Below are 13,775 nucleotides of genomic sequence, written 5' to 3' on the forward strand. Positions count from 1 at the left end.
CTAAACTCAAAATCAAATGAACGACAACATTAACAAAAATGCCTTGTTTTACGGGAGTTGCCTTGCGCTCATCACGACAGGCTTTACTTTCTCTATCAGAGCAGGAATTCTCCCCCAGTTAGGTGCACAATTTGGTCTGTCTGCCGAGCAACTGGGATTTATTAACTCTATGTGGTTTTTGGGTTTCCCTATCTCTATGGTCATAGGGGGATTGGTTTACCATACGGTTGGCCCTAAAATCATCATGACAGTGGCCTTCCTATGCCACGCTTTGGGAATTCTGTTAACCATCTATGCGGGGGGATACACCACTTTACTTATCTCAACGCTCTTGATTGGTATCGCGAACGGATGTACCGAAGCTGCCTGTAACCCTATGATTGCAGACATGTATTCAGGTGTGAAAATGAACAAAATGCTGAACAGGTTCCATATGTGGTTTCCTGGTGGTATTCTGCTTGGTGCCCTTATCTCTAAATTTATGACCGATTTAGGGTTCTCCTGGCAAGCACAGATGTGGTTCATCATGGTGCCAGCCATTGCCTATGCTGTTTTGTTTTTCGGCAAAACTTTTCCAAGACCACAAGTGGAGGGTGCTACCTCACTTGGACAAAACTTCAAGGCGATGGTTAGTCCTCTATACATATTCCTGATTATATGTATGGCGCTTACAGCTATAACGGAATTTGGACCTGGCCAGTGGGTAGAAATCATCCTGGGTAGCAGCGGTGCAGAACCTATGTTGATCTTAGCCCTGACTGCTGGTTTAGTGGCTGTGCTTAGATTTTTTGCCGGGCCTGTTGTTGCTACATTGGGCCAGACGGGTGTTTTACTTGGAGGTGCGATTTTTTCAGCACTAGGCATCTACATGTTCAGCACGGTAACAGGATCTATGGCATATGTAGCAGCCATCATTTTTGCCCTGGGATATGGTTATTTCTGGCCGGTTATGGTTGGGGCCGTGGCACAGCGTGTTCCTTTGAGCAGCGCCCTGGGCATGTCCATCATTGGTGCAGTAGGCATGTTTTCTTCCTCCATCTTTCAGCCTATCATAGGAAACTGGATTGATGGCTCCATGGCAGTATATAGCGCCCAGGGACTTACAGGAGATGCACTGCAATTGGCGGCTGGTCAGGCTACCCTGGAGAAAATGATTGCCTTCCCTGCCATTTTGATTGTGCTGTTTACCATCCTGTTTTTCTGGCAGAAGAATCCAAAGAAAACCGAGAAAATACCGCAGGCGGTTACTACTCATTAAAAAGCTGGTAGTACTGTAAAAAGCTAGCAGTACTACCAGAGCCATTCAAAAAAGGTGCGTTGCTTCCTGTTATGCAGGAAGCAACGCACCTTTTTGCTTGTATCGCAGGCATCAGATAATACCAATGTCAGTTGATCTGTGCGCAGTACTTTGTCTATAGCAGATTCACCTCCTTAGAACTCATCCTGTAGGTAAAGATATTTCATTTAAAAGCCATGCCGCAAGTTTAGCGATAGCGTAACTTGTGGCTGTTTATGAGGCAAGTCTGTGACTTGCGGGATTTAATAGTGCCTTGAAACGCAAGTTAAAAACTTGCTGCATGTACAACCACCAGTTTCCGCTCCGCTCAAACTGGCGGTATTAAACTATAAAAAGGCTACACTCCTTTTTATAGTTTCCGGTTTTTCCCTACAAGATGAGCCTTGGCGGGGCTAGGGGTGAGTTAAACTACGCATAATCCCTGGAGCAGCTTTATGCGCAGCATTCAGTTGATGGTATAAGGTAAACGTTGAGTCTCTGACCTGACTGAGCCGGAGGTACAAAGGGCTATAAATACGAGCATGTTCGCTTACACCATATAAAGGCAGTAAAGCTTTACTGTTATTTGATATTACGCACACAAAGTCCCAGCGGGACGGACTGTTTATAGCCGATTGGTCCATAAGCTTCTATAGCTCCAGCGGAGCGGCCTGTTTGGGATATTTTAACAGGTCGCTCCGCTGGAGCTATAGAAGCAATGGGATTGGTTTCTATCAACAGTTCGTCCCGCTGGGACTAGAAGCAGAACTAATGTAGTCCTTATCAATAGTTGAAAATTATTTACTTTAAAACATGCGCTTGAGTGCGGTAAAAGAAAAACCTCCAGCGCAAGTGCCCTGGAGGTTAAACAAACCAAGTATGAAATATCAGTTTATCTAAAATTTTCTATTGCGTTCCTGAAAAGCTACACCTTACTTTTTATTACTATCAGGACTGTTTGAAACAGTATATACTTTGTGCTCCTTATTGCCTGCAGATATCAGGTAAGCCATCAAGTCCTTCAATTCATCAGGGTTTAAGCGGTTGATCAGGTTCGGTAACATCGGCGAAACTTCAGATTCTTTCGTTCTTGTCACCTGGCTTTTAGGGATTTCACGAAGCGTCTGTGGCGCAAATGGATTCTGCGAAACAAAATATGTATTGTCGTCCTCGTTTGTCAGCCTTCCTACAACAGAACTTCCGTCTTTTAAATGAAATATGGTAGCCGCATACTGGTCCGATATAACACTATCCGGATGAATGATGGCTTCCAAGATGTCTTTAGTTGTAAACCGATTTCCTAACTGACTTAAATCCGGACCAATAAATCCGCCTTCGCCTTCCATCGTATGGCATGACTTGCAGAGCGTAGCAGCATAAATCGCTTTACCCTGCTCCAGGTTCTGGTGAGCAAGACCATTCTCCACTAAAGGCAACGCTTCTTCAACAGTCCATTTTCTTCCAGGACCTTGTGGTTTGTAGGAGCTTGTATTAGCTAGATCCAGTCCGCCACCACCAAGCAGAGAATCACCTGACATCGTGTTGTAATGCGCAAACTGGCTCTTGGGCACATGGCTTAGAGCAGCCTTACGCGCTTTGTCTACAAATCCTACATAGCTTCTGCCCCCCTTGTAGTTAAACGCATTGTACATCCACTGGAAGTACTTGTCACGAAGCTCAGGAGTCCAGCCGGTTTTGGCTTCACTTAATGCCGTTGCATAGTACGTTTGCTGGGCAGGAGGTACATTGGCTAACATATTGGCGATGTCCAGTCCGTATTGCGGGTTACGAAGAATAAGGTCAGAGGATGCTGTAGCTGTTTCCTGTTCAGTCTTGTCATCCTTTGCTGCCTCGAGTAATGCCAGCGTTTTAGGTACTACCTGCGGTGCATCCAGGCTAACAAGTAGTTTGCTGAGAGACCGGTTCAAGTTGTTGTTTTCGGCAGGGTAACGCTCGTCCAGATATGCGATTGCCTTATTCTTCATGGCTGGATCTGGTGTGCCATATCGGTACAGAACCAACTCGAAGGCCCGAAGCAAATCCTGCTTTTGAGGTGCTGAAAGCTGGGCATAATCAATGGTCATGAGCGACTCCAGCATCTGGTTTCGCTGCGCCTTGTTACCATGCCGAGCTAACGCAATCATAGCCTGTGTTAAAATCTGTGGATCCTTCTCATTCAGGGCACGTGCTTGCCACTGGCTTACCGGCTGGTGCTCCACGGCAATACGTGCGGCATAGCGTACAAAGCGGTCATTGTGCTTGAGGTAAGGCCACGCGAAATCAACGGCTCCTGCCTGTGGCTCTCCATGATACCGCTCTAACTGCTTTCTGATTTTGCTTTCGGCTGTTTCCTTTACATTCGATTTCTTAGAAGCAGCCGCTACAATTTCCTCCTGGTCCCCGTAATAAACCCGGTAAAGATCTGATTCCAGCCTGCGCCCTCCGGTAAGGAAGTAAAGCGCTCCATCAGGGCCAATAACGCCATCTGTCAGCGGCAAAGGTGAACCAGAGACAAACTCTTCTGCCTCTGCTTTGTAAGAGGCACCTTCCGGCTGAAGGTGAACGGCATAAATAATTCCAAAGCTCCAGTCAAAGGCAAAAACAGAATTGCGGTACTTTTCAGGGAATTTTGCGTCTCCGGCATAAACAACGTTGGTAGGAGAGCCCTGGCCAATGTTGAGCACTGGCGGTAAGTTATCAGGGTAAGCAGGAGACCACTTTCCGTTACCCGTACGCCAGCCAAACTCGCTGCCGCTCGTTACATGGCAAATACGGGTTGGTCTGTACCAAGGCATCCCAAAGTCCCATTCCATGTCGGAGTCATAGGTAAACAAATCGCCAGCGTCGTTGAAAGCAATATCAAAAGGATTCCGGAAGCCTGCGCTTATCAGTTCCCAATGTTGCCCCAGGGAATCAATTTTAGCAATCCAGCCTCCTGGCGCTTCCCGATCGTTGGCATGCCCGCGAGGATCTTTTATCTGCGGAAACAGGTTGTCTTCTTTCCAGACAGGAGGAAGCCTGTAGGCGTCCATCTCCGGGAGGTCGGTATGGTTACCGGCAACAACGTAAAGCGATTTTTTGTCAGGTGATAACTTGATACTGTGCGGACCATGCTCTCCTTCTCCTTTCAGTTCCTTCAGTAGGGTTACCTTATCAAACTGGTCATTCCCGTCTGTGTCCTGGAGGCGGTAAAGGCCGCTTCCTTTCGAAAACTCTTCGTTGCTGTTGTGATTTACCATGACGTAGAGGCTGTTAAAAGCCCAAAGCAAACCTTGTGCATAGCCCATTCCCCCATGCGTGCTGGCAGAGTCAAGTTCTGTACCGTCACCAATTATCAGCTTTTCTATTTTAGGCTCTAAAGAATCAGAACCGATAGGAGGCAATTCCAGGCGATACAAGGCACCGTATTGGTCTGATGCTATCATCCTGCCTTTATCATCGAAGGCCATTGACACCCAGGAACCCTGCTCATTTTCTGAAGGGCTGTGTAAATGCTCCGCCCGAAATCCCTCCGGCAGCTTTAGTTTCTCTGTTCTGGGGTCTACCGGTACGGCGCTTACCGGTTCCTCCTTTTCCATCCTGCTACAGGAAGAGCCAACAAGGACAGACACAGAGAGGGCTAACAGGAGCCTTATTGATAAGATTTTATGACGCATAATAATATAGAATTATGGTTTAGTTGATTACCGTTGATAACAAGATTTAGAGTACTACTATAAAAGCCTGTAAAGTACTTTGCTTCTATTCTTCCGGGCATTCACCTTAATGCAGAAGCGATAGTACAGTCTATTTTATTTGATAATCAATTTAATACCTTAAAGTCGGGTATCTGTCATGAACTGTCCTGACTAATATCTGAAATCAGAAGCTATCAACAGAAAGTTTGCTGGAGTCTCCCTCCACTTCTGCCAAAACCTCTAACATAATAGAGATCAACAGCCTTTCTGTTGAAAGACGCATGAAGAATATTTTTGCTTTCCTGGTGAAAGTTGAAGCTTGTTCTATGTCTGCCTGTAACAAATCTCAAGTCTAAGGCAGCAGGTCCGGTTTTTCCGTATTCTGTTAGAACAGTTTAAGCATGACAGTGCAGGACAGTAAACAGCTACATCTGCATTATATTTAGCCTTGATTACTTCCTTGACTTGTCTGTACAGGTAATTCCGGGTGTTAATTTTAATTGTACAGGAGGCTTTGCTTCAGGTAGATCATATCTAGTGTAAGAAGATGGGTTTGGGAATTTAAAAAATTATCGGTGAGCCTGCCTCCTGACAGCTTACATGGAGGTCCGGGCCTCCTCCGTATTATTTGGATGGTTGACCCTGCCAATTTTTAAATGTTTTTACCCATTGGCTGTAGGGCATCACGTTAAGAAAACAAAAGGGAGTAATCAAAAGTGTTTGCCTCCATCGTGCCCGGAATCGCATTCATCAATACTCTCTGTAACCATAGTGGGATACGGAAACGCAATATAAATACGCAACTTAAAATCATTGAAGCATATGTTAGAATCTACAACAAAGACAGAATTTAAGCATGTAAGCTATCTGTGGGATGAGGGAGAAGCCGCCAAACTTGCAGGCGATGAAGTAGGACTGCTGATCTACAGGTCGAACCTGCTGGGAGCAGACCTTCGGCTGACAAACTACGGAGGAGGCAACACCTCCTGCAAGGTGATGGCCAAAGACCCGCTCAATGGCCAGGAAACAGAGGTGATGTGGGTGAAAGGCTCCGGCGGTGACCTGGGTACCCTCAAGCGCAGTGGCCTTGCCGCCTTGTATGTAGATCGCCTCAGAAGCCTGAAGAACGTGTACAGGGGAATAGAGCACGAAGATGAGATGGTGGAGCTTTTCAACCACAGCATCTTCGATCTCAGCTCCAAAGCGCCTTCCATTGATACGCCACTGCACGGCTTCCTGCCTTTCAAGCACATTGACCACCTGCACCCGGATGCGGCCATTGCCATTGCCGCAGCAAAAGACGGGAAGAAGATAACAGAAGAATTATTTGAAGGCACCATCGGGTGGGTAGACTGGCAGCGCCCTGGCTTTGACCTTGGCCTGCAGTTGCGCCAGTGCCTGAATGAGAACCCGGGCATCCGGGGCATTATGCTGGGCTCCCACGGCCTGTTTACCTGGGGCGACACCGCTTATGATAGCTACATCAACACACTGGAAGTAATAGAGCAGTGTGCAGAGTACATGGAGCAGAACATCGGCAAAAAAGGACCTGTGTTCGGCGGCGCTAAAATAGAGAGCCTGGAGGAGGCAGACCGAAAGAAGCAGGCAGCTGCGCTGGCTCCTGTGCTGCGGGGCTTCTGCTCCAGCGAGCGCCACATGATAGGCCACTTCACAGACGACGCCCGCGTGCTGGAGTTCATCAACTCCAACGACTTGGACAGACTCGCCCCGATGGGTACCAGCTGCCCCGACCACTTCCTGCGCACCAAAATCAGCCCGCTGGTGCTGGACCTGAAGCCGGACGATGACCTGTCGGATGTGAAGGCGCTGAAAGAGCGGCTAGCCCCTGCCTTTGAGGAATACCGCCAGATGTACGCCGACTACTACGAGAACCACAAGCACCCGAACAGCCCGGCCGTGCGCGACAAAAACCCGGTGATTATTCTGTATCCGGGAGTAGGGATGTTCTCTTTCTCCAAAGACAAGCAGACAACCCGTGTGGCCTCTGAGTTTTACATCAACGCCATCAACGTGATGAAGGGTGCCGAGGCTGTATCAGAATACACGTCCCTTCCGCGCCAGGAGGCTTTTGACATAGAGTACTGGCTGTTGGAAGAGGCAAAGCTGCAGCGCATGCCCAAGCCAAAAGCATTGTCAGGCAAAATCGCCCTGATAACAGGCAGTGCGGGTGGTATAGGTAAAGCCATTGCGAAAAGATTTGTGGAGGAAGGCGCTGTTGTCGTCCTCAACGACATGAACGAGGAGCGGCTACAGGAAGCAAGTGAAGAGTTTAAAAGCCAGTACGGCAAAGACTCCTATGCCACAGCAGCACTCGACGTAACAAAAAACGACGAAATTCAACAAGCCTTTGACGCAGCGGCCTTAGCCTTCGGCGGTGTGGATATTGTTGTCAACAACGCCGGGCTTTCCATTTCCAAAACAATTGAGGACCACACCGAGAAGGACTGGGACCTGCTCTACGATGTGCTGGTAAAAGGGCAGTTTATGGTCACGCAGGCAGGGGTAGAGGTGATGCGCAAGCAGGACATAGGCGGTGATGTGCTGAACATCGTGAGCAAAAACGCCTTAGTATCTGGCCCGAATAACGCAGGCTACGGCTCCGCCAAAGCGGCGCAACTGCACCTGAGCAGGCTGAACGCCGCCGAGCTGGGTGGCGACGGTATCCGCGTGAATGTGGTGAACCCTGACGCCGTTATAAGCGACAGCAACATCTGGGCAGGCGGCTGGGCCGAGGGCCGGGCCAAAGCCTACGGTGTGAAGGTGGAGGAACTGCCGGCGTTTTATGCCAAGCGCACGCTGCTGGGAGAGATCATTCTTCCGGAAGACATTGCCAATGCCTGCTTCGCCTTTGTAGGCGGGTTGCTGAACAAGTCAACCGGCAATGTGCTGAACGTGGACGGTGGCGTGGCAATGGCCTTTGTGAGATAAAAAGTACATCATGCAAGGAAAGTCCCCCTTTGAAGGGGGTAGGGGGATGACAAGTGGGTTGGAGCATCTAAATGCCTGGGCTTAATTGTAAGTAGCTTCAGATTATCTCACGGAACAAAATTGTCCGCAGGTGTAATCATCCCCCAACCCCCTTCAAAGGGGGACAACAACATGTACCGATAGAATTAATGAATACAGAAGGGTATTTCCCCTACGGGCCCCTTTCCATCAAACAACACGAATCTCATGCAGATCGATAAATACAAAATACAGGAGTTTAACCAGGGGCATGCGCAGGATCACAAACGCAAATTTGATTTCGCGGCCTCATCACAGCACAATGTGGAGGGTGTCCTGCAAAAGCTGGTTGATTTCCAGATAGGTATTCCGAGTTGGGCACTGGGCACGGGGGGGACCCGCTTCGGTCGCTTCTCAGGCAGTGGGGAGCCACGAAGCCTGGAAGAGAAGATTGAAGACGTAGGCTTGCTGCACGCTTTAAACCAGTCCAGCGGTGCTATTTCGCTGCATATTCCATGGGATATCCCAAATGACTATAAAGCCATTAAAGCGTTGGCCGCACAGCACGGGCTGAAGTTCGATGCCGTGAACTCCAACACGTTCCAGGACCAGCCGGACCAGAAACTGAGCTATAAGTTCGGCTCCATGCAGCACGTAGACAAAGCGGTGCGCCGGCAGGCGGTGGAACATAACATCGAGGTCATCAGGCATGGTGTGGAGCTGGGCTCCGACTCCCTGACGGTATGGCTGTCAGACGGCTCCAGCTTTCCCGGTCAGCTCAACTTCCGTGATGCCTTCGAAAACACCCTGGAAAGTCTGCAGGAGGTATACGCTGCCTTGCCCGATGACTGGAAGGTATTTGTGGAGTACAAGGCTTTCGAGCCTAATTTCTACTCCATGACGGTCGGCGACTGGGGGCAGTCGCTGCTGTACGCCAACAAGCTCGGTCCGAAGGCTTATACTCTGGTCGATTTGGGCCATCATCTTCCGAATGCCAACATCGAGCAGATTGTTTCGCTGTTGTTGATGGAGGGCAAGTTGGGCGGCTTCCACTTCAACGACTCCAAGTACGGCGATGATGACCTGACTACAGGCAGTATCAAGCCGTACCAGCTGTTCCTTATCTTCAACTCGTTGGTAGATGGAATGGATGCCAGGGGTATGAACCACGCTACCAGCCTTGCCTGGATGATTGATGCCTCGCATAACGTAAAAGACCCGCTGGAAGACCTGCTGCAGTCCGTGGAAGCCATCATGATCGCTTACACACAGGCCTTGCTGGTAGACCAGAAGGCGCTGAAAGAAGCACAGCAGGAAAACGATGTGGTGCGCTGCCAGGAGGTCCTGCAGGAGGCGTACCGTACCGATGTGCGCCCCTTTGTGGCGGAGGCACGCTTGCGTTCAGGAGCCGCCCTGCGCCCGCTGCAACTGTTCCGGGAACTGAAAGTGAGGGAAAATCTGATAAATGAACGCGGTCTGAAGACTGTTGCTACAGGATTATAACATGCAAGGTACACCTGTTATAGCGGTATTTGATGTAGGGAAGACAAACAAGAAACTGTTCCTCTTTGATGAGAACTACAGAATCGTGTTTGAGCGCGCAGCACGGTTTATAGAAACAGTGGACGAGGACGGCGACTCCTGCGAGAACCTGGAAAGCCTTCGCCTGTCGGTGTTCGACTCGCTGCACGAAGTGTTCAGGCGACAGGAGTTTGACGTGAAAGCTGTCAACTTCTCCTCCTACGGGGCGAGCTTCGTCTATCTGAACAAAGACGGCAGGCCGCTCACTCCCTTATATAATTATCTGAAAACATACCCGGAGGAGCTGAAGAAGCAGTTCTACGACACTTACGGAGGCGAGGACAAATTATCGAAAGAGACCGCTTCTCCTGTGTTGGGCAGCCTGAACTCTGGCATGCAGCTGTACCGCATCAAGCAGGAGAAGCCGGAGCTATACAACCAGATAGCATACGCCCTGCACCTGCCGCAGTATATGAGTTATCTCATAACGGGCAAGTGCTTTTCGGATATCACCAGCATCGGCTGCCACACCAACCTGTGGGACTTCCAGAAAAACGACTACCACGAATGGGTAAGGAAAGAGGGTATCATAGATAAACTGGCGCCCATTGCCCCGTCTGATGAAGTGGTGCCTGCCGCTTTTCCCGGAAACAGCTACAAAGTAGGTATCGGACTGCATGACAGTTCGGCGGCTTTGATTCCGTACCTGGTAAACTTTCAGAAGCCTTTTGTGTTGATATCCACGGGAACCTGGTGTATTAGCCTAAACCCTTTCAACACCACCCCGCTAACAGATATGGAACTGCAGCAGGATTGCCTGAGCTTTATGCAATATAAAGGCAAACCTGTTAAGGCTTCGAGATTCTTTGGCGGGCACGAGCATGAGCAGCAGGTAAAACGCATCGCGGACCATTTCAACCAAAGCCCGGTCCGCTACAAATCAGTGCCTTTCGACCCTGAAATCATCAGCAGGTTGCAGGGCGAGAGACCGCAGGCAGGGCGCGGGCGTGCGAAGGAGAGTCTGCTGCAGGATTCAACGTTCGGGCAGCGGGACCTGTCGTCCTTTGCAACCGACATAGAGGCCTATCACCAGTTCATCCTCGACTTGGTGACGCAGCAGGTTGCCTCTACACAGCTTGTGTTGGAAGGAGCCGATGTGAAGCGCATTTTCGTGGACGGCGGGTTCAGCAAGAACGCCGTTTATATGAATTTGCTGGCTTCTCTTTACCCCGACAAAGAAGTTTTTGCCGCCTCTATGGCACAGGCAACGGCTATTGGCACCGCCATGGCCATTCATAAGCACTGGAACACAAAGCCAATGCCCAACGACATCATTGAATTAAAATATTATGCGGTAACGCACGACGCTAAGCTATGACTGTAGGTCTGTTTATCCCTTGTTATGTAGATCAGTTTTACCCCAATGCCGCCATTGCCACCCTGGAGCTGCTTGAAAAGCTGGGAGTGAATGTGGTATACCCGTCCAGGCAAACATGCTGCGGCCAGCCTATGGCCAACTCCGGCTTTGAGCACCTGACAAAAGAGAGCAACAATCAGTTTATAGAGAATTTCAGGGACTTCGACTATATAGTAGCGCCTTCCGGAAGCTGTGTGCTGCACATGAAAGAGCACCTGCACTCGGGCAAGTATCCGAACGAGACAGAAGCGATGCGGGGAAAAGTGTATGAGCTGATTGAATTTCTGACGGATATACTGAAGGTAGACAAACTGAAAGCCCGCTTCCCGCATAAGGTGGGCCTGCACCAGAGTTGCCACGGGCAGCGGGGCCTGAAGCTGGCCCAGATGTCAGAGCTTGTCGCGCCAGCCTTCTCCAAGCCAGAGCAGCTGCTAAGTATGGTAGAGGGGCTGGAACTGATTGAACTTACCCGTAAGGATGAGTGCTGCGGTTTCGGGGGAACTTTTTGCGTGGCAGAAGAGGCCGTGTCCGTGAAGATGGGCAAAGACCGCGTGATGGATCATCTGCAGCACGAAGCTGCGTACATCACAGGAGCAGACATGAGTTGCCTGATGCACATGGAGGGCATTTTGCGCAGGCAGAAAAGCAGTGTAAAGGTGGTGCATATCGCCGAAATACTTAACGCGCAGGAGATATGAAGGAGACAAAAGACCATGCCGCCCTTGCCGAAGTATTCAATGCAGACGAGCCCCGGGTAAACTGGCACGATGAGACATTGTGGTTCATTCGGCAGAAGCGGGACAAAGCCGCCCATACCGTTGCGGATTGGGAGCTGCTGCGCGAAACTGCCTCACAAATCAAGCACAATGTACTCTCGAACCTGCACGACTACCTGCTGCAGTTTGAGGCCAATGCAAAAGCCAACGGCATTATCGTGCACTGGGCAGCCGACGCCGCAGAGCACAACCGGATTGTGCATGCTATCCTGCAAAAGCATAAGGTGGACCGCATGGTGAAAAGCAAATCGATGCTCACCGAGGAATGCCACCTGAACGAGTACCTGGAAGAGAACGGCATTGAGGTAATAGACTCTGACCTGGGGGAGCGCATTGTGCAGATGGCAAAGGAACCGCCGAGCCATATTGTACTGCCCTGCATCCACAAGAAAAAGGAGGAGATAGGGGATTTGTTCCACGAGCACCTGGGCACCCCGGCCGGCATGGCTGATCCGCAGGTATTGACGGAGGCAGCCCGGCAGCACCTGCGGGAGACCTTCCTGACCCGCCGCGCCGCACTCACAGGCGTTAACTTTGCCGTAGCCGAGACAGGGGAGTTCGTGATTTGCACCAATGAAGGGAATGCCGATATGGGCGCCCACCTGGCAGACGTGCACATCGCCTGCATGGGCATCGAGAAAATTATACCGAAACGGGAGCACCTGGGCGTGTTCCTGCGGCTGCTGGCCAGAAGTGCCACAGGGCAACCGATTACCACCTACTCCAGCCACTTCAAGAAACCAAGAGAAGGGCATGAGTTGCACCTGGTGCTGGTGGACAACGGCCGGAGCATACAACTGGGCAGAGAAGACTTCCGCAACTCGCTCAAATGCATCCGCTGCGGGGCCTGCATGAACACTTGTCCGGTGTACAGGAGAAGCGGCGGCCACAGCTACCATACGGCAGTGGCTGGCCCCATCGGTGCTATCCTGGCACCGAACCTCGACATGAAAAAGAACGCAGACCTGCCCTTTGCCTCCACGTTGTGCGGCTCCTGCTCCAACGTCTGCCCCGTTAAAATTGACATTCATGATCAGCTTTACAAATGGCGCCAGGTGATTGTGAAAGAAGGCTATGCTGACACAAAGAAAACCCTGGGCATGAAAGCCATGACACAGGCTTTTGCCTCGCCTGCTACTTTCCAGTTGGCCGGGAAAGCAGGCCGCTGGTTTATGCGCAACGTGCCCTTTGCTGTTAACAACAAACTGAACCCCTGGTACAAACAGCGTGAAATGCCGGCGCCCCCGAAGGAGTCGTTTGGGGAGTGGTACTTAAAGAACAGGAAAAAGAGAGATGAGTAGCAGAGACAGTATACTGGCCGCCGTTGCCAGAAACCAGCCGGAGCGCATACCCTTGCCGGAAATTCCTGCCTTCTTTACAGAAGAAGCAGACGTGTTGGAAAAATTCACGACAGTAGCGGTGAGTATCGGGAGTAGGGTGTTCCGGGTGCAAAGCCTGGAGGAGGTAAAGCAGGTACTGCTGGAGGAGCATAGCGGCGCCAGGAGGATAGTCTCGGCTTTCCCGGAGTTTGCAGCTGTGGCCGAAACAACTATAGCACCTGGCATAGACCCGCATACATTGGCTGATTTGGACCTAGCGGTACTGCCTGCACAACTTGGTGTGGCAGAGAACGGTGCCCTGTGGGTGACTGATGCACAGCTGCCGCTGCGGGTACTGCCGTTTATTTGCCAGCACCTGGCGCTGGTTGTGCCGCAGAAAAATATCGTCCCGCTCATGCAGCAGGCATATGAGGTGATAGGAGCGCAGGAGTATGGCTTCGGGACATTTGTCGCTGGCCCCTCCAAAACAGCCGACATTGAGCAGTCGCTGGTATTGGGTGCACATGGTGCCAGAACGCTTTCAGTGTTTTTGCTTGAGTAAAGCTATCTTTCCAAGTAACTGATGTTATACTAAATCAAATTGGTTTCATTCTTTTAGTCCTAGCGGGAGATTCTGTTAGAAAAAATTGAATCCTGCGCCTTTTCAAACTCCATAGGAGCGCTCTCAATACCTATCACAAAAAGACACCTCTGAAATTTTTTTTTAAGCTGAATAGTCATTATAAAATGTTCGTTTCTATATAGCGCTCTTTTATAAGCTATACCTCCACCTGCCCCAAAGCAGTTTTGAAAAGTGCTTGG

General features: G+C 50.3%; 8 protein-coding genes. 7 read left to right on the forward strand and 1 reads right to left on the reverse strand.

The annotated features are described in order from the left end of the window. The first annotated feature begins 16 nt into the window (after window positions 1-16). Window positions 17-1,258: an MFS transporter gene (locus DXT99_RS19320; RefSeq protein ID WP_115567228.1), complete on the forward strand. Its 1,242-nt coding sequence runs from the start codon at window positions 17-19 to the stop codon at window positions 1,256-1,258. Between the two features lie 950 nt (window positions 1,259-2,208). Here DXT99_RS19320 and DXT99_RS19325 read toward each other — a convergent pair. Continuing rightward, window positions 2,209-4,932 (reverse strand): c-type cytochrome, encoded by a 2,724-nt coding sequence (locus tag DXT99_RS19325; RefSeq protein WP_115567229.1) that lies wholly within the window; start codon window positions 4,930-4,932, stop codon window positions 2,209-2,211. A gap of 843 nt (window positions 4,933-5,775) precedes the next feature. Here DXT99_RS19325 and DXT99_RS19330 point away from each other — a divergent pair. The 6 genes from DXT99_RS19330 to DXT99_RS19355 all read left to right on the forward strand — a co-directional run bounded on the left by DXT99_RS19330 (window position 5,776) and on the right by DXT99_RS19355 (window position 13,515). Beyond that, window positions 5,776-7,902, forward strand: a complete 2,127-nt coding sequence (locus DXT99_RS19330) for a bifunctional aldolase/short-chain dehydrogenase (protein ID WP_115567230.1) — start codon at window positions 5,776-5,778, stop codon at window positions 7,900-7,902. 246 nt (window positions 7,903-8,148) lie between these two features. After that, a complete protein-coding gene (locus tag DXT99_RS19335; protein WP_115567231.1) occupies window positions 8,149-9,423 on the forward strand; it encodes a TIM barrel protein in 1,275 nt (424 codons plus the stop codon). Between the two features lies 1 nt (window position 9,424). Then, window positions 9,425-10,819, forward strand: a complete 1,395-nt coding sequence (locus DXT99_RS19340; protein WP_115567232.1) for an FGGY-family carbohydrate kinase — start codon at window positions 9,425-9,427, stop codon at window positions 10,817-10,819. Then, window positions 10,816-11,556, forward strand: a complete 741-nt coding sequence (locus DXT99_RS19345) for a (Fe-S)-binding protein (protein WP_115567233.1) — start codon at window positions 10,816-10,818, stop codon at window positions 11,554-11,556. The genes DXT99_RS19340 and DXT99_RS19345 overlap by 4 nt, the downstream gene beginning before the upstream one ends. Continuing rightward, entirely contained in the window at window positions 11,553-12,935 is a 1,383-nt protein-coding gene (locus DXT99_RS19350) for a lactate utilization protein B (RefSeq protein WP_115567234.1), read from the forward strand. The genes DXT99_RS19345 and DXT99_RS19350 overlap by 4 nt, the downstream gene beginning before the upstream one ends. Further along, a complete protein-coding gene (locus DXT99_RS19355; protein WP_115567235.1) occupies window positions 12,928-13,515 on the forward strand; it encodes a LutC/YkgG family protein in 588 nt (195 codons plus the stop codon). The genes DXT99_RS19350 and DXT99_RS19355 overlap by 8 nt, the downstream gene beginning before the upstream one ends. Window positions 13,516-13,775 lie beyond the last annotated feature (260 nt).

Source organism: Pontibacter diazotrophicus (assembly GCF_003367245.1).
Taxonomy (GTDB): domain Bacteria; phylum Bacteroidota; class Bacteroidia; order Cytophagales; family Hymenobacteraceae; genus Pontibacter; species Pontibacter diazotrophicus.